The sequence below is a fragment of the Mesorhizobium sp. B2-5-11 genome (genome assembly GCF_006440835.1).
Lineage (GTDB): Bacteria > Pseudomonadota > Alphaproteobacteria > Rhizobiales > Rhizobiaceae > Mesorhizobium.
In genome coordinates this window covers 1,264,640-1,280,200 of record NZ_VFUK01000001.1, presented here as the reverse complement: position 1 = coordinate 1,280,200, position 15,561 = coordinate 1,264,640, and the positions used below count along the sequence as shown (strand labels likewise).

The following is a 15,561-nucleotide window of genomic DNA, read 5'->3' as shown; positions in this document are numbered from 1 at the left end:
TGACTCACTGATCAGTGCCTGAGGTGATCAATGCCTGGACTGCCGTTTCGGTTCGTAGCGTCCGTCCGGCTTTTTGTCGAACATTTCCTTGATCTGCGGGTGGCGGACCGGTTCTCCCGATTGGTCCTCGAGCAGATTCTGCTCGGACACATAGGCGATGTACTCGGTTTCCGAATTCTCGGCGAGCAGATGGTAGAACGGCTGGTCCTTGCGCGGGCGCACGTCGACGGGGATCGCCTCGTACCATTCCTCCGTATTGGCGAATTGCGGATCGACATCGAAAATGATGCCCCGGAACGGAAACAGCCGATGGCGAACCACCTGTCCGATCGCGAATTTGGCTGTTCTCATCGTACTCACCACTGAATTCCTTAGCTTTATTTGGCGCAGACTCCGAATCAATTCAATCCCGAAGCTTTGAGCGTCCTCAAGCTGCGTGTGATACGGAGCAAAGATTGTGGGCGAGTTGCCGGCCATCGATGCCTGCCGGCAGCAAATGTGTTCGCAAGCTCACTGCTGGCGCGCTTGCTTTCCCAAGCCACCGCCAAGCGCCGCAAACCCGCTGCCGGGACGGAGCCCTTCGCGCATGAAGAAAGCGCGAAGCGGTGCAAAACCACCAAGCACGCCGAGCCCGGCACCGCGCGCCATCTGCGCCGGCAGCAGGTCGGAAAGCAGCGACATGTTCAGTAGATTGACCGCGCTGCTGCGCGCCAGAATATCGGGCCGGCGCTTGAAGTCATAGATGGCGAGGGCTTTCGCGGCCCCTGGGTCTTCATAATTTTCATTCGCGATTCCAATAAGATCGTCGATATCCCTGATGCCAAGATTGAGCCCTTGCGCGCCGATCGGCGGAAATACGTGGGCGGCTTCGCCGACAAGCGCCACCCGGTCGCGCGCAAAACGCAGCGGCGTCGCCGTTGCAAGCGGATAGACCTGCCGGCCTGGCTCGACCGTCACCCGGCCCAGCATGGACTGCATCCGCTGTTCGACCCGCAGCGACAACGTCGCATCGTCCAGCGCGGCAAGTTCCGTGGCGGTTTCCGGCTTGACCACCCAGACCAGGCTCGAGCGGTTGCCGGGCAGCGGAACCTGCGTGAACGGACCGGTTTCGGTATGGAACTCGGTCGAGGTGAAGGCATGATCGCGGCCGTGGGAGAAGTTGAGCACCAGCGCTGCCTGGGGATAAGTCCGGGCGGCGGTCGAGATGCCCGCCGCCTGGCGCGCCGGCGACAGGCGTCCGTCGGCGGCAACCGCCAGGGATGCTTCGATCACGCTGCCGTCGGCAAGGGCCGCGCGAGCCTTATCGGCGCCGAGATGCCAGGCATCGACCATGGATGTCAGCCACGCGATCCCGGAATGCGCGGCAACCCTGCCGGCGAGCGCGGGAATGAGGACGCTATTGGGCAGGTTGAGCCCGAACTGATCCTCGTCGATCTCGCTGGCGCGGAAGGTGACGACCGGACTGCGGATCAACCGGTTGGTCGCGTCGACGATGCGCATCACCTTGAGGGGCGCGGCCTGCGGCTTGATGTCGGCGAGGACGCCCAGCCGCTCAAGCACCTTCAAGGCAGGGTTCATCAGTGCCGTCGTGCGGCCATCGCGGGCGGATGCCTCCGGCCCGACGAGCGTCACCGGAAAGCCGGCATCGGCGAAACCGAGCGCGGCGATCAGCCCTGCCGGCCCCGTGCCGGCGATGAGTATCCGTGCTGTTTTCTGATGCTCCAAGATCGACTTCCGGCTTGCGATGCGGGGCAGCGCACGCGCCCCGCCACTCGATGAGCATATAGGTCAGGTCATACGGCTTGATCAACGGGGCGATTCGGCCCATTCGAAGGTCATGACCGGCCGCCAGGACGACTTCAGCCATCTCGACAGCGCAGGCCGTGCGACGGCCGATATCGCACGCAACCCGCGTTTGACGGTGAACCTCGTTGTCGGCGCCGGCATCCTGCTTGCCTGGCTGTCCCTGGCCGCAATGGCGGTCCGCGCCGCGGAGGGACGCGCCGCGGGTATCGGCGCGCCCGGCGACGCCTTGTTGAAAACCCTGCCGCAGCTGCCGTTGCCCGATTCCGTGGCCCGGTTCTTCGCCCTCTGCCTCTCGGCCGCGCCCCTGGACGGAGATATCGGCCCGCGCGCCGGTGCGCTGACGGCAATGTGGTTCCTGATGGCGACCGCGACGATGCTGCCCTCGGCGGCGCCGATGATCCGAACCTATTGCGAGATCGCCGATACGGCCAGGATCAGGCATGAGCCGGTCGTCCATCCGCTGGTGCTGGTCGCCGGCTATCTCTCGACATGGCTGGCCGCGTCGGCTGGGTTTGCGGCGCTGACGCTCGCCATCGATGCGTTCGCCTCGTCAGGCCAGATGTTCGATCCGGTTCTGGGCATTGCCGGCGCTGTCGCCTTGCTGGTCGCCGGCCTCTACCAGTTCAGTGGCCTGAAGGAGGGCTGCCTGAAGAAATGCAGGAACCCCTTCGCGATCCTGTTTGCCAACTGGAGCGCGCGGCCTGCAGCCATTTTCCGGCTCGGCGTCGCGCAAGGCATCTGGTGCCTTGGCTGTTGCTGGGCACTGATGCTGGTGATGTTCGCCGTGGGCGTGATGAACGTCTTCTGGATGGCGCTGATCGGCCTGTTCACCCTGATCGAAAAACAAGCCGCGGGCAGGCTTCCAACCCGGCTGGCCGGTGCGATACTGCTTGTCTGGGCAGCCGCGCTGCTAGTAGTCTCGCTATGAGTGGGGGAAACTCGATGACGGATCCGAGCTGGGCAATGAAGGGGGAGCTCGTACTCTCCTGCAATTGCACGGTTTTTTGCCCTTGCGTGCTGTCGCTGGGCAGCCATCCTCCGACCGAAGGCTATTGCCAGACCTGGGCGGGTTTCCGTATCGATGCCGGTCATTTCGGAGAGGTCGACCTGTCAGGGCTTAATCTCGGGCTGATCATGGAAATCCCCGGCTATATGAGCCGCGGCAACTGGACCGCCGGCCTGTTCATCGACGTCAGAGCCTCGATCTATGCGGTCAAGGCGTTGACGAAGATCTTCACCGGCAAGGCGGGCGGGACGACGTCGCTGCTTTCGATCCTCGTCGGCAAATTCCTCGGTGTCGAACAAGTGCCGATTACCTATGAGACACGCGACAAGACGCGTATCTTCCAGATACCGAAGATCATCGATGGGGCGGTCACGCCAATTGTCGGCAAGGACCGCGACAAGGACACGGTGATCAGCAATTCGGAATATTGGATCGCGCCGGAGATCATCGTGGCCAAGTCCGACAAGAGCAAGATGCGAGCCTTTGGTCGCAACTGGAATTTCGGCGGCCGTTCAGCCGAAATCTGCAAGCTGGACTGGCAGGGCCCGTGAGCAAGAACACAACGGCCAGGAAAGCCGCCAAGAAAATCGCCGACCGGATTCCGCGGCCGAAGAAGAAAGTCACCTGGCCGCAGGCGCGCGCTTTTTCGGTGCATCTCCTGACCGCCTCGGGTTCGTTCCTGGCCTTCCTGTCGCTGGTGGCGGCGAGCGAGGAGCGCTGGACGGCCATGTTCTGGTGGCTGGGGCTGGCGCTGTTCGTCGACGGCATAGACGGGCCGATCGCGCGCAAGCTCGAGGTCAAGGAAATCCTGCCAACATGGTCGGGCGAGCTCCTCGACAACATCATCGACTATGTCACCTATGTTCTGATCCCGGCCTTCGCGCTCTATCAGCGCGGCTTCATGGGCGAGGGCCTGTCGTTCCTGTCGGCGGCCATCATCGTGGTGTCCAGCGCGATCTACTATGCAGACACCGGCATGAAGACGAAGGAGAATTTCTTCAAGGGATTCCCCGTTGTCTGGAACATGGTGGTGTTCACGCTCTTCGTCATCGAGCCGGGACAATGGGTCTCGTTCGCGGTGGTCGTGGTGGCGGGCATCCTGACATTCGTTCCGATCAACTTCATCCATCCGGTTAGGGTGGTGCGGCTGCGGCGCATCAATCTCGCAATGACTCTTTTGTGGTGCGCTTTCGGCGCGCTTGCGCTTGCGCAAGCGGCACTCGCCGCCTTCTATGACCAGATCGGCGTGCTGGGCGCGCAGGTCAGCACCTTCATAAAGATTGGCATTACCGTTACCGGGCTCTATCTCGCCTGTATCGGCGGCATCATGCAGTTCTTTCCAAATCTCGGTGCCAAAAAAGCCTGATCGGCAAATTTCTCAAGGAAGCCCACCATGCCCAAAGCAGTCCGCATCCACGCCCATGGCGGTCCGGAAGTCCTGACCTATGAGGACACCGATCCCGGCCAACCGGGATCAGGGCAGATCCTGGTCAGGCACACGGCAATCGGCCTCAATTTCATCGACGTCTATCATCGCTCCGGTCTCTATCCGCCGCCCGGCGGGTTTCCGCTTATTCCCGGCAGCGAGGCCGCCGGTTTGGTCCTGACTGTGGGCGAGGGCGTTGACTGGCTGAAGCCCGGCGACCGGATCGCCTATGCCGTCACCACAGGCGCCTATGCGCAGGAGCGCGTCATCGATGCCAGCAAGGTCGTCAAGGTGCCGGACGGCATCAGCGACGAGCAGGCGGCAGCAATGATGCTGAAAGGCATGACCGCCGAATATCTCTTGCGCCGGACCTTCAAGGTCAAGGCAGGCGACACCATCCTGTTCCATGCGGCAGCCGGCGGCGTGGGGCTCATTCTCGGCCAATGGGCGAAGCATCTGGGCGCGACCGTTATCGGCACGGCAAGTTCGAACGACAAGATCGAACTCGCCAAGGCACACGGCTTCGACCATGTCATCAACTACAAGGAGCAGGATTTCGTTGCCGGCGTCGCGGCCATCACCGGCGGCAAAAAATGCGATGTCGTCTACGATTCCGTCGGCAATGACACATTCCCGGCCTCGCTCGACTGCCTGAAGCCGCTCGGCATGTTCGTCAGCTTCGGCCAGTCGTCGGGACCGATCCCGCCATTCTCGATGTCGCTGCTGGCGCAGAAAGGATCCTTGTTCGCCACAAGGCCGACGTTGTTCGTCTACAATGCAAAACGCGAGGATCTGGACGCCTCGGCCGCGGCCTTGTTCGAGGTCGTGCTCAGCGGCGCCGTCGAGATCAAGATCAACCAGCGTTATGCACTCAAGGATGCGGGCAAGGCGCACGCGGATCTTGAAGGGCGCCGCACGACAGGCACGACCATACTGGTTCCCTGACGGATACTGCCCTGGTTTTCAGCTCTCTCACACAGGTGCGGGCAAGGTTTGCACGAAAAGCCGGCCCGCCGCGTGGTTGCGCGAAGAAGACTGATCTTTGCCCTTGAGTTTCCGCTGAAATTCTTGAAGCTCTTTCAAGTCGAGTGCTGCTTTCGCATGAGAGCTGGCCGCGCATACGATGCTTGCGGGAACACAGAACATATCCGGGAACCCGGATGGGAGGCACTGTGAGTGCAAATCATAACGGAGCGAATCTGCTTGAGGTTCGCGGCCTGACCAAGATTTTCGGCACGCTGACGGCGTGCGATCATGTCGACCTCGACATCGCCAAGGGTGAGATCCACGCGCTGCTCGGCGAGAACGGCGCCGGCAAATCGACGCTGGTCAAGATGCTGTTCGGCTCGCTGGAGCCCAATTCCGGCGAAATATTCTGGAATGGCCAGGCCGTCAGAATTACCAGCCCGGGCGTCGCGAAAAAGCTCGGCATCGGCATGGTGTTCCAGCACTTCTCGCTGTTCGAGGCGCTGACGGCGGCCGAGAACATCGCGCTTTCCCTGGATGACGGTTCGCCGATCAGCAGCATCGCGGCCAAGGCGAGGGCGCTTTCCTACAGCTACGGCCTGCCGCTCGATCCTGAATCGCTGGTAGGGGACCTGTCGGTGGGCGAGCGCCAGCGCATCGAGATCATCCGCTGCCTGCTGCAGACGCCGCAACTCATCATCCTGGACGAGCCGACCTCGGTGCTGACGCCGCAGGAGGCCGACAAGCTGTTCGAGACGCTCGAACGTCTGCGCTCGGAAGGCAAATCGATCCTGTACATCTCGCACCGGCTGGAGGAGGTCAAACGCATCTGCGACCGCGCCACCGTGCTGCGGCACGGCAAGGTGGTCGGCCACTGCAATCCGCGCGAGGAGACCGCCGCGTCCTTGGCCCGCATGATGGTCGGCAACGAAGTGCAGGCCGTGGTGCGCGCGCCGGTCGCGGGCATCGAAACGGCACAGTCCCTGCTCGAAATCCGCGGCCTCAGCCGCAAGCCGGCGACGCCGTTTTCGATCCCGCTCAAGAATATCAATCTCACCGTCCGCGCCGGCGAGGTGATCGGCATCGCCGGTGTCGCGGGCAACGGCCAGGGCGAGTTCTTCGAATCCGTTTCCGGTGAAGTCCTGCAGCCGGATGCCGCCTCGGTGCGCATTCGCGGCAAGGATGCGGGCAGCCTCAGCATCACCGGGCGCCGGCTGCTGGGTGCAGCCTTCGTGCCGGAGGAGCGCCTCGGCCATGGTGCCGCCCCGCGCATGCGGCTTTCGGAAAACCTGCTCCTGTCGCGCCATGCCACCGACGGCAAGACCTTCGTCGGGACGGGCGGAATGGTCAAGAGCGGCACCGTCTATGCCGCCGCCCAGCGCATCATCGAGGCGATGGACGTGCGCAAGAGCGCGCCCGATCCGGAGGCGGCAGCGCTGTCCGGCGGCAATCTGCAGAAATTCATCGTCGGCCGCGAACTCGACCGCAGGCCTGACGTCATGGTGGTCAACCAGCCGACCTGGGGTGTCGATGCAGGCGCAGCCGCCCATATCCGCCAGGCACTCATCGAACTGTCCCGCAGCGGATCGGCGGTGTTGGTCATCAGCCAGGATCTCGACGAGCTGTTCGAGATATCGGATGCGATCGCGGTGATGCACAATGGCGAACTGTCCAGGCCGCTGGCGATCGCCGAGGCGACCTTCGAAAAAATCGGCCTGCTGATGGGCGGCGCCGAACCAGGCCACGCCGAACACACGCTGGAGACGGCATGATGCGCCTCGAACTCGTCAAACGGCCGCAGCGCTCGGCGCTGTTTTCCATGCTGTCGCCATTCATCGCCTTCGCGCTGACGATCATCGCGGGCGGCATCATGTTCGCGCTGCTCGGGGTCAATCCGTTCAGCGCGTTCAACATCTATTTCATCGAGCCGGTCAGCCAGGTCTGGCAGTTGCACGAGCTGGCGATCAAGGCGGCGCCGCTGATCCTGATCGCGGTCGGCCTGTCGGTCTGCTACAAGGCCAACATCTGGAACATCGGCGCCGAAGGCCAGTTCATCTTCGGCGCCATCTTCGGCTCGGCCGTTCCGGTGCTGTTTCCTGGGTTCGAGGGCCCATTGGTGCTGCCGCTGATGCTTCTGCTGGGCATGGTCGGCGGTGCCGCCTACGCGGCTATCCCCGCATTTCTGAAAACCCGCTTCAGCACCAACGAGATCCTGACCAGCCTGATGCTGGTTTACGTCGCACAGCTCTTCCTCGACTGGCTGGTGCGCGGACCCTGGCGCGACCCGCAGGGCCATGGCTTCCCGCAGACCATCCAATTCGGCGATTCCGCCATCCTGCCGGAACTGATGCCGGATGCCGGCCGCGCCAATTGGGGCTTCGTGTTCGCGCTGGTCGCGGCGGTGCTGGTGTGGCTGATGATGAGCCGCATGCTCAAGGGTTTCGAGGTTCGCGTGCTCGGCTCCAGCCCGAGGGCAGGGCGCTTCGCCGGCTTCGGCCTCAACCGCATGGTCTTCTTCGCCTTCCTGTTGTCGGGCGCCTTGGCCGGGCTTGCCGGGATATCGGAAGTTTCCGGCGCCATCGGGCAACTTCAGCCCGTCATTTCGCCCGGCTACGGCTTCACCGCCATCATCGTGGCGTTCCTTGGCCGGCTCAATCCCCTCGGCATCGTCGCGGCGGGCCTGGTGCTGGCCCTGACCTATCTCGGCGGCGAGGCGGTGCAAAGCGCGCTCGGCATCTCCGACAAGGTGGCGCGCGTGTTCCAGGGCATGCTGCTGTTCTTCGTGCTCGGCTGCGACACGCTCATCCATTACCGCATCCGGTTGATCGGTCTGGCGCTGACCAAATCGGAGAGTGCCGCGAAGCTCGAGGCCGCGCCAAAGTTGAAGGAAGCCCGCTGATGGACATCACCGTCAACATCCTCCTGACCATCGCCACGGCGGCGACGCCGCTGCTCATTGCGGCGATCGGGGAACTGGTGGTCGAACGCTCCGGCGTGCTCAACCTTGGCGTCGAAGGGATGATGATCATGGGCGCCGTCGGCGGTTTCGGCGCAGGCTATCTGACCGGCTCGCCCTGGATCGGGCTCTTGGCGGCCATCGCCATGGGCGCGCTGTTCTCGCTGCTGTTTGCCGTCATGACGCTGTCGCTGGCCACCAACCAGGTGGCGACCGGCCTGTCGCTGACACTGCTCGGCCTCGGCCTCTCCGGCATGATGGGAACCAGTTTCGTCGGCCAGCCCGGCGTCAGGTTGCCCAATCTCGATATTCCCGGGCTCAGCTCCATCCCGGTGGTGGGCAGACTGCTGTTCGGCCAGGATCCGCTGTTCTACATCTCGATAGCGCTGACGGCGGCGGTGATGTGGTTCCTGTTCCGGACGCGCACCGGGCTGACGCTGCGCTCGATCGGCGACAGCCACGCCTCGGCGCATGCGCTCGGCATCAAGGTCATCCGCTACCGTTATCTCTCGGTAATCTTCGGCGGCGCCTGCGCCGGTCTTGCCGGCGGCCATCTGTCGCTGGTCTACACGCCGCAGTGGGTCGAGAACATGAGCGCGGGCCGCGGCTGGATCGCGCTTGCGTTGGTGGTGTTCGCGTCCTGGCGGCCGTGGCGGGTGCTGGCGGGCGCCTATATCTTCGGCGCGGTGTGGATCGGCCAGCTTCATGCACAGGCTTTTGGCATTCCGGTGCCTTCGCAACTGCTTTCTTCGTTGCCCTATCTGGCGACGGTCGTGGTTCTCGTTCTAATCTCGCGCAACAAGCGTCTGACGATGATGAACACACCGGCTTCCTTGGGGCAGCCATTCGTTCCGGATCGTTGACAACAATAACAAGACGGGAAGCTCCAAGGCTTAACTCAGAGAGGTAACACGATGAAAAAACTGCTTATTGCCCTGATGACGACGACAGCGGCATTTTCGCTGGTCGCGTCCGCGGAGGCCGCCGACAAGCTGAAGGCATGCTGGGTCTATACCGGCCCTATCGGCGACTTCGGCTATTCCTACCAGCACGACCAGGGCCGCCTCGAAGTCGAAAAGGCGCTCGGCGACAAGGTCGAGACCGCCTATCTTGAAAACGTCTCCGAAGGCCCCGATGCCGACCGTGCTTTCGAGCGGCTGGCGCGCGAAGGCTGCAAGATCATCTTCGGCACGTCCTTCGGCTTCATGGACGCCGAAGTGAAGGTCGCCAAGAAGTTCCCCAAGGTGATGTTCGAGCACGCCACCGGCTACAAGACGGCGGACAATCTCGGCATCTACAATGCGCGCTTCTATGAAGGCCGCTATGTGCTCGGTCAGATCGCGGCCAAGGAATCGAAGTCCGGCGTCGCCGGCTACATCGTCTCCTTCCCGATCCCGGAAGTGGTGATGGGCATCAACTCCTTCATGCTCGGCGCGCAGTCGATCAATCCGAATTTCAAGGCCAAGATCGTCTGGGTGAATTCCTGGTTCGATCCGGGCAAGGAAGCCGATGCGGCCAAGGCCCTGTTCGACCAGGGAGCCGATATCATCGTCCAGCACACGGATTCGACCGCGGCCCTGCAGGTGGCCGAGGAGCGCAAGCTGCACGGCTTCGGCCAGTCCTCCGACATGATCAAGTTCGCGCCGAACGCGCAGTTGACCTCGCTGACCGACGAATGGGGACCTTATTACATCAGCCGGGTTCAGGCAGCGATCGACGGCACCTGGAAGCCCGACAATGTCTGGCTCGGCATCAAGGACGGCGCGGTGAAGCTTGCGCCTTACACCAATATGCCCGATGACGTGAAGGCAATGGCCGAGGCGACCGAAAAGAAAATTGCCGGCGGCTGGAATCCCTTCACCGGACCGATCGCCAAGCAGGACGGCTCGCCATGGCTGAAGGACGGCGAGGTCGCCGATGACGGCACGCTGCTCGGCATGAATTTCTACGTCAAGGGCGTCGACGACAAGCTGCCGCAATAAGCTCTACGTACGTTCGTCAGGGAAGGGCGCCGCGCGGCGCCCTTTCTCATTCGGCGGCTTGCGCGGCCACCGAGACATGGCGAAACCGCACCAGGCCGGCGTCCACCACGAGACTGAGCCGGATCCTGAGCCAACGCTGCACCGGCCGCTCGAAATAGCGCCAGATCGCCCACGACACCAAAACCATGAGCGCCACGCAGGTCCACGCTGCAACCCATTTGCCGGCCAGCGGCGTCAAGGCGTTGATGAAGAGATAGCCGGCATTCTGGTGAAGAAGATAAAGCGGGTAAGTCAGCCCGCCGAGAGCCAGCGTGAGCGGCGACGGTCTGATCCGGTCGCGCAGCAGGACAGCGCCGATCAGCGCTGCGTGCATCACCACGTTGGCGGCCACGAGATGGGCGGACGAGACCGCAATGCCGTAATGCCCGATCATCCACTGTTGCGTCACCGACAGCGTATAGCTGGAGAGCACGAAGGCGGCCGCCAGCAGCAGCAAGGCCGGCACTGAGCGACCGTGTGCGTGGAGATGATGGACCAGCATGCCGGCGGCGAAGAACGGCCCGAACTCGGTGAGAAACAGAAGCCGCGCCGCGCCGCTGCCGAGGAAGAGTTCGTTGATGGCCGAGATCGCCAGCCAGCCGAGGATCAGCCCCAATTTCCATCGCTGGAAAACGCCGGCAATCAGAGCCAGCGTCACCCAGCCGTAGAAAACCACTTCAAGCACGACCGACCAGTAGACGCCGTCCATGAAAGGTTGGCCGACGGCCGGCGCGAACATTGTGAGATTGGCGAGATACTGGCTGAAGGAGGCTGGGAGCAGCGGCGTGCCGGAAAAGGCGATAACCGCGAAGCTTATCGTCATGCAGAGCAGAAAGCCCGGATATAAACGCACGAAACGCGCGACGGCGAATTCTTCCCAGCCGCGGCCATCCGCCGACCATGCGATGACGAAACCGCTGATCAGAAAGAAAAGATTGACGCCGAGATAGCCGTACAGAGCGAGTGGCGCGGCATGAGGATAGCCCGCCGTGAGAAAGCCGTCTGCTGCCGCGCCGCGAAAGAAATAGTGAAACAGCACGACGGCCAGCGCCGCCGCCAGCCTCAACAGGTCCAGCGTCGCGATATAATCCTGGCGGACAGGTCTGGGGTCCATCCTGAGTTCCTGCGTTTACGGTCCGGAAACCATAAGGCAGGCGGCGGCCAAACAGGGTAAATGGCCGGAACTATCGCGAAATGTGGTAAATCGTGGTCCTCAGACGGCCGAACCGTAGAGATCATAGGCGTCGGCGCGATCGACCTTGACGGTGACGATGTCGCCGGCGCGCAGCGGGCGGCGCGACTGGATATGGACGGAGCCATCGATCTCAGGCGCATCGTATTTGGTGCGGCCCTTGGCCGATGTGCCATGCGCTTCGTCGATCAGCACCGGCAGGCGCTTGCCGACCTTCTTGGCCAATTGCGTCGCCGAGATCTTCTGCTGGCGCTGCATGAAGCGATGCCAGCGCGCCTCCTTGATTTCCTGCGGCACCTGCTCAAGGCCGAGTTCGTTGGAGCGCGCGCCCCGTACAGGTTCATATTTGAAGCAGCCGGCGCGATCGATCTTCGCTTCATCCAGCCAGTCGAGCAGCATCTCGAAATCTTCGTCGGTTTCGCCGGGAAATCCGACGATGAAGGTCGAGCGGATGGCGAGGTCGGGACACACATCGCGCCAGCCGCGAATGCGCTCGAGCGTCTTTTCGCCATGTGCCGGCCGGCGCATGTTCTTCAACACCTGCGGCGACGCATGCTGGAAGGGGATGTCGAGGTAGGGAAGGATTTTTCCCTCGGCCATCAGCGGGATGACGTCGGCCACGTGCGGGTAGGGGTAGACATAGTGCATGCGCACCCAGATGCCGAGCTTGCCCAATTCCTCGGACAGGTCGAGGAACTTCGCCCGCACTTCACGATCACCGAACATGCTGGCCTGGTATTTGATGTCGATGCCGTAGGCACTGGTGTCCTGCGAGATGACGAGGAGTTCCTTAACGCCGGCCTTGGCCAGTTTCTCGGCTTCACGCAGCACATCGGCCGCCGGCCGCGAGACAAGGTCGCCGCGCAGCGCCGGGATGATGCAGAAGGTGCAGCGATTGTTGCAGCCTTCCGAAATCTTGAGATAGGCATAGTGGCGCGGCGTGAGCTTGACGCCTTGAGGCGGCAGCAGATCGATATAGGGATCATGGCTCGGCGGCGCAGCCTCGTGCACGGCCGCCATGACGCTCTCATAGGCCTGCGGACCGGTGATGGCGAGAACGTTGGGATGCTTCTCGCGAATGACATCGGGCTCGGCGCCCAGGCAGCCGGTGACGATGACCCTGCCGTTCTCCGAAAGCGCCGAACCAATGGCGTTGAGCGATTCATCACGGGCGGAATCGAGGAAGCCGCAAGTGTTGACCACGACGAGATCGGCACCGTCATGCTTGCGCGCGATCTCATAGCCCTCGGCGCGCAGGCGCGTGATAATGCGTTCGGAATCCACCAGGGCTTTGGGGCATCCGAGACTGACGAAGCTGACGCGCGGGGCGGACATGGGCAAGGTTCCAATGGACATGAACCGGAAACGCTGATCCGGCTCGAAGTCTCGACATATAACGGTTTGCACGGCTCTGGCGGGAGCTCAATTCGGGCGGCGCAATAGCACGGCTCGCCCGAACAGGCAAACAGGCAAGCTCTGCGACATCGGCGATCTCGTTGTGCGGATCGAAGCGAAGAAGCCGAAAGCCGTTGGTTCGCGGCTCTTACAAAAAGCGAATTGCCGGGTAATGGCAGCCAGTCAACGCGACTTTCAGCGCTATGATTAGGACTCACTAATATGCTATAGGCAGAATGGTGAGGGGCTAGTCCCATGAGACAGTTGCTAGGACATATTGCATTGGCGTGGCTTGTGCTGCCCGGCGATGCGGACGCACACGGTTGGTATACGGGCAAGACCGATCCCGTTCTTCACTATGACTGCTGCGGAAACAAGGATTGCCGCCCCATCGATTCCAACGATGTCAGGATGACCAAAGACGGCTATTTTGTCAGGCTGCACCCTACCTACTTGAATGAGCCACAAGAAGCAGAGTGGTTTATCCCGAGAGAACGTGTCCAGGCTGCGCCCGATGATCGATACCACATCTGCGAGCGTCTAATGACGTTTTATCGAACGATCATTCCCCATATGAAGTTTGATCCTTACCAGCGATATAGGTGGACGTGCTTCTTCGCGCCGATGGGCACCGGTTCAATCCCAATTAGAATGAACCACTACGCTGCAATTTCAAACTGACCAACATCGGCGGGCGCGAGGGTTCCAGATCAGTGGCCGCTCGACCCGAACCATGGCGCCAGGAAAGCGAATTGGTCGGGAAACTGCTGCACGGCGCCGTCGAGAAGCATCTTCACGGCGACGTAAAGGATGATCAGTAGGCCGATATAGGCGATCCAGCGGTATTTGTGCAGCAGGCGCGCGACGAAGGACGCGGCGAAGCCCATCAGCGCAATCGACAGAGCGAGGCCGATGATCAGCACCGTCGGATGGTTCATGGCCGCACCCGCGACGGCCAGGACATTGTCGAGCGACATCGAGACGTCGGCAATGACGATCTGCCACGCGGCCTGCGAGAAGGTCTTGCGCGGCGACTTGCCGGCGATGGTCCCATCCTTGTCGAAATCGCCATTCGACAGCGCTTCGGTCGCGTCGCGCTCCTGCTCGTGGCTGACACCCAGCTCCCGCCACATCTTCCAGCACACCCAAAGCAGCAGCAGGCCGCCGGCGATGAGGAGCATGGGGCCAATTGTCAGCAGCCATTGCGTGATCAGGGCGAAGAAAATGCGAAGGACGGTGGCCGCGATGATGCCGACCAGAATGGCCCGTTTGCGCTGACTGGCCGGCAAGCCGGCCGCCGCAAGGCCGATGACGATGGCGTTGTCCCCAGCCAGCGCAAGATCGATCGCGATAACCTGAAAAAGAGCCGATAAGCCTGCGGCAGTAAATATTTCCATCGACCTGGAAGCCCTTGCCTGTTCGCCGAGTGTTCGTTGTCGATCGCCCAGCCCGCCCTAAAGACATGGTTCCTTGCCGTCAAGACATCGCTTCGGGCAACGCCGCAAAACCGCTTTCGTTGCAGCGGCGCCATTGAGGGGATTCGACAATCACGGGCAGGCGAGCCGAAACGGCAATGAAAACCTAGTCGTAGCGCCTAATCGTAGAGATTGTATTTTGCCCAGTCGGTCTCTGGAATCTCGTCGCCGATGCGGTAGCGGAGCTGTAAAACCTCCATATGGTCCGGCGCCGTCTCGCACTTGAATTTCAGCCGGTACCATTGCCCCTTGCTGCGGAAGGCGGCTCCTGGGCTCTTAATGGCGTCGTCGCTCATGACCGGCGTGGCAAAGGCGTAAGCGACCACCCGATCCGCCTTGTACTTGCGGTCGTCATGGGTGATCCGGTCGAGGACTTCAGCATCACAGCGCTGTTCGAGGCGGGTTTGCGGGTCGAGTTTCAGGAGGCCTGCGCGCAAGGCGCTGTCCATGGCGTTGGCCGGAAAAGCCAGGGTCAAGAACGCCATGACCGTCGTGCAGAGTGTCTTCATGGGCGGGACAAGCAGCATATTTTGTCTGAAAAATCAACCAAAGGGCCGGGCGTTGTCCCGCGCTCAGGCACTCGGCGCGTTCAAAATCCCGTGTCGGGATTCATCGTGCGATGGCTGCGGCCAACGCATCAGCGAGGCACGGCCGGCGTCGGTCAGATCGTATACGCCGCGGTCGACGCGCGCGAACCAGCCATAGACATTGTGCAGCAGGATTTTCGGCGCAAGCGGCGTCAGCGCCTTGAGATCGCGCGGGCGCTTGGGCCCGTCGGCCAATGCCGCGGCGCAGGCGAGGGCGCTTTGGCGGTACGCTGTCATGATGGGATTGCGCGATCCCCCGCCCGCGACAGGATCGCCGCGGCGCCGGCGGTGCTCGTCGACCAGCCGCGAGCGGCGCCGTGGGTTCTTGCGCGGCGCGACGGTGACCGGACTCAGGAGCACCTCGACCCGGTCGCTCGCCGTCACGCCGAGCAGGCCGAAGCCAAGCCGGCGGCAAAGATTGCGGAACCGGGCGTCGCTCTCGCGTCCCTTGCCCCTGGCCGACATGCGCGCGGCCAGCCACACCTCGTCGCAGGCGGTCGCGCGGTCGACGCCTTGCAGCACCAGTTCGAGATTGAACGCCAGCTTCAACTCGCAAATGACGACGACGGGCGGCTCCCCCTCACGCAGCGCGACAATGTCGCAGCCGCCGATCTCGCCCTTCACGGCAAAATCCAGGCTTTCGAGAAACCGCTTCACCGGCGCGTAGAGTGAGGTTTCGTTCATAGGCCCAAGGCTTAGCCGATTCGGCACGAAAAGCCTCGGGAGCAGGT

The 15,561-nt window shown here is 62.4% G+C and carries 16 protein-coding genes; 9 read left to right on the top strand and 7 right to left on the bottom strand.

What is annotated here, in order from left to right; genetic code table 11:
- Positions 1–27: 27 nt before the first annotated feature.
- Positions 28–351 (bottom strand): heat shock protein HspQ, encoded by a 324-nt coding sequence (hspQ, locus tag FJ490_RS06535; protein ID WP_181165343.1) that lies wholly within the window; start codon positions 349–351, stop codon positions 28–30.
- Between the two features lie 159 nt (positions 352–510).
- Complete coding sequence (locus tag FJ490_RS06530; RefSeq protein ID WP_140498607.1) at positions 511–1,725, bottom strand: UbiH/UbiF family hydroxylase; 1,215 nt, start codon at positions 1,723–1,725, stop codon at positions 511–513.
- Between the two features lie 112 nt (positions 1,726–1,837).
- On the opposite strand from FJ490_RS06530, the gene FJ490_RS06525 reads away from it, so the two are divergent.
- The 8 genes from FJ490_RS06525 to FJ490_RS06490 all read left to right on the top strand — a co-directional run bounded on the left by FJ490_RS06525 (position 1,838) and on the right by FJ490_RS06490 (position 10,142).
- Positions 1,838–2,734, top strand: coding sequence for a DUF2182 domain-containing protein (locus FJ490_RS06525; RefSeq protein ID WP_181165344.1), 897 nt, complete (start codon positions 1,838–1,840; stop codon positions 2,732–2,734).
- Between the two features lie 14 nt (positions 2,735–2,748).
- Entirely contained in the window at positions 2,749–3,363 is a 615-nt protein-coding gene (locus FJ490_RS06520) for a DUF1326 domain-containing protein (RefSeq protein ID WP_140498606.1), read from the top strand.
- Positions 3,360–4,178: a phosphatidylcholine synthase gene (gene pcsA, locus FJ490_RS06515; protein WP_140498605.1), complete on the top strand. Its 819-nt coding sequence runs from the start codon at positions 3,360–3,362 to the stop codon at positions 4,176–4,178. The genes FJ490_RS06520 and pcsA overlap by 4 nt, the downstream gene beginning before the upstream one ends.
- A gap of 27 nt (positions 4,179–4,205) precedes the next feature.
- Positions 4,206–5,183, top strand: coding sequence for a quinone oxidoreductase (locus tag FJ490_RS06510; protein WP_140498604.1), 978 nt, complete (start codon positions 4,206–4,208; stop codon positions 5,181–5,183).
- Positions 5,184–5,398: 215 nt separating this feature from the next.
- A complete protein-coding gene (locus tag FJ490_RS06505; RefSeq protein WP_181165345.1) occupies positions 5,399–6,976 on the top strand; it encodes an ABC transporter ATP-binding protein in 1,578 nt (525 codons plus the stop codon).
- Positions 6,973–8,103 carry an ABC transporter permease gene (locus FJ490_RS06500; RefSeq protein ID WP_140498602.1) on the top strand — a complete coding sequence of 377 codons (1,131 nt, stop codon included), beginning with the start codon at positions 6,973–6,975 and terminating at the stop codon, positions 8,101–8,103. The genes FJ490_RS06505 and FJ490_RS06500 overlap by 4 nt, the downstream gene beginning before the upstream one ends.
- The gene (locus FJ490_RS06495) at positions 8,103–9,023 is read left to right on the top strand and encodes an ABC transporter permease (protein ID WP_140561203.1); all 921 of its coding nucleotides are present in this window, start codon (positions 8,103–8,105) and stop codon (positions 9,021–9,023) included. Before FJ490_RS06500 ends, FJ490_RS06495 begins: the two co-directional genes overlap by 1 nt.
- A gap of 51 nt (positions 9,024–9,074) precedes the next feature.
- The gene (locus FJ490_RS06490; RefSeq protein ID WP_140498600.1) at positions 9,075–10,142 is read left to right on the top strand and encodes a BMP family ABC transporter substrate-binding protein; all 1,068 of its coding nucleotides are present in this window, start codon (positions 9,075–9,077) and stop codon (positions 10,140–10,142) included.
- A gap of 46 nt (positions 10,143–10,188) precedes the next feature.
- On the opposite strand, the gene FJ490_RS06485 is transcribed toward FJ490_RS06490, so the two are convergent.
- Together FJ490_RS06485 and rimO are read right to left on the bottom strand one after the other, a co-directional pair.
- On the bottom strand, positions 10,189–11,295 hold the full coding sequence (locus tag FJ490_RS06485) for an acyltransferase (protein WP_140561202.1): 1,107 nt from the start codon (positions 11,293–11,295) through the stop codon (positions 10,189–10,191).
- 99 nt (positions 11,296–11,394) lie between these two features.
- On the bottom strand, positions 11,395–12,708 hold the full coding sequence (gene rimO, locus FJ490_RS06480) for a 30S ribosomal protein S12 methylthiotransferase RimO (RefSeq protein ID WP_140498598.1): 1,314 nt from the start codon (positions 12,706–12,708) through the stop codon (positions 11,395–11,397).
- Between the two features lie 315 nt (positions 12,709–13,023).
- Between rimO and FJ490_RS06475 the strand changes: the two genes are divergently transcribed.
- Positions 13,024–13,449, top strand: a complete 426-nt coding sequence (locus tag FJ490_RS06475; RefSeq protein WP_140561200.1) for a hypothetical protein — start codon at positions 13,024–13,026, stop codon at positions 13,447–13,449.
- Between the two features lie 29 nt (positions 13,450–13,478).
- Here the strand turns inward: FJ490_RS06475 and FJ490_RS06470 are convergent, their stop codons facing one another.
- From FJ490_RS06470 to FJ490_RS06460, 3 genes are all read right to left on the bottom strand, one after another.
- Positions 13,479–14,165, bottom strand: coding sequence for a TerC family protein (locus FJ490_RS06470; protein ID WP_140498596.1), 687 nt, complete (start codon positions 14,163–14,165; stop codon positions 13,479–13,481).
- Positions 14,166–14,362: 197 nt separating this feature from the next.
- Complete coding sequence (locus tag FJ490_RS06465) at positions 14,363–14,770, bottom strand: DUF930 domain-containing protein (RefSeq protein ID WP_140498595.1); 408 nt, start codon at positions 14,768–14,770, stop codon at positions 14,363–14,365.
- 45 nt (positions 14,771–14,815) lie between these two features.
- Positions 14,816–15,514 carry a DUF2161 family putative PD-(D/E)XK-type phosphodiesterase gene (locus tag FJ490_RS06460; protein ID WP_140525192.1) on the bottom strand — a complete coding sequence of 233 codons (699 nt, stop codon included), beginning with the start codon at positions 15,512–15,514 and terminating at the stop codon, positions 14,816–14,818.
- Between the last annotated feature and the right edge of the window lie 47 nt (positions 15,515–15,561).

Bases quoted from the DNA above. Each gene is read 5' to 3' on its own strand.
- hspQ (WP_181165343.1), bottom strand. From the start codon at position 351: ATGAGAACAGCCAAATTCGCGATCGGACAGGTGGTTCGCCATCGGCTG.
- FJ490_RS06525 (WP_181165344.1), top strand. From the start codon at position 1,838: ATGACCGGCCGCCAGGACGACTTCAGCCATCTCGACAGCGCAGGCCGT.
- FJ490_RS06520 (WP_140498606.1), top strand. From the start codon at position 2,749: ATGACGGATCCGAGCTGGGCAATGAAGGGGGAGCTCGTACTCTCCTGC.
- FJ490_RS06510 (WP_140498604.1), top strand. From the start codon at position 4,206: ATGCCCAAAGCAGTCCGCATCCACGCCCATGGCGGTCCGGAAGTCCTG.
- FJ490_RS06505 (WP_181165345.1), top strand. From the start codon at position 5,399: ATGGGAGGCACTGTGAGTGCAAATCATAACGGAGCGAATCTGCTTGAG.
- FJ490_RS06500 (WP_140498602.1), top strand. From the start codon at position 6,973: ATGATGCGCCTCGAACTCGTCAAACGGCCGCAGCGCTCGGCGCTGTTT.
- FJ490_RS06495 (WP_140561203.1), top strand. From the start codon at position 8,103: ATGGACATCACCGTCAACATCCTCCTGACCATCGCCACGGCGGCGACG.
- FJ490_RS06490 (WP_140498600.1), top strand. From the start codon at position 9,075: ATGAAAAAACTGCTTATTGCCCTGATGACGACGACAGCGGCATTTTCG.
- FJ490_RS06485 (WP_140561202.1), bottom strand. From the start codon at position 11,295: ATGGACCCCAGACCTGTCCGCCAGGATTATATCGCGACGCTGGACCTG.
- rimO (WP_140498598.1), bottom strand. From the start codon at position 12,708: ATGTCCGCCCCGCGCGTCAGCTTCGTCAGTCTCGGATGCCCCAAAGCC.
- FJ490_RS06475 (WP_140561200.1), top strand. From the start codon at position 13,024: ATGAGACAGTTGCTAGGACATATTGCATTGGCGTGGCTTGTGCTGCCC.
- FJ490_RS06470 (WP_140498596.1), bottom strand. From the start codon at position 14,165: ATGGAAATATTTACTGCCGCAGGCTTATCGGCTCTTTTTCAGGTTATC.
- FJ490_RS06465 (WP_140498595.1), bottom strand. From the start codon at position 14,770: ATGCTGCTTGTCCCGCCCATGAAGACACTCTGCACGACGGTCATGGCG.
- FJ490_RS06460 (WP_140525192.1), bottom strand. From the start codon at position 15,514: ATGAACGAAACCTCACTCTACGCGCCGGTGAAGCGGTTTCTCGAAAGC.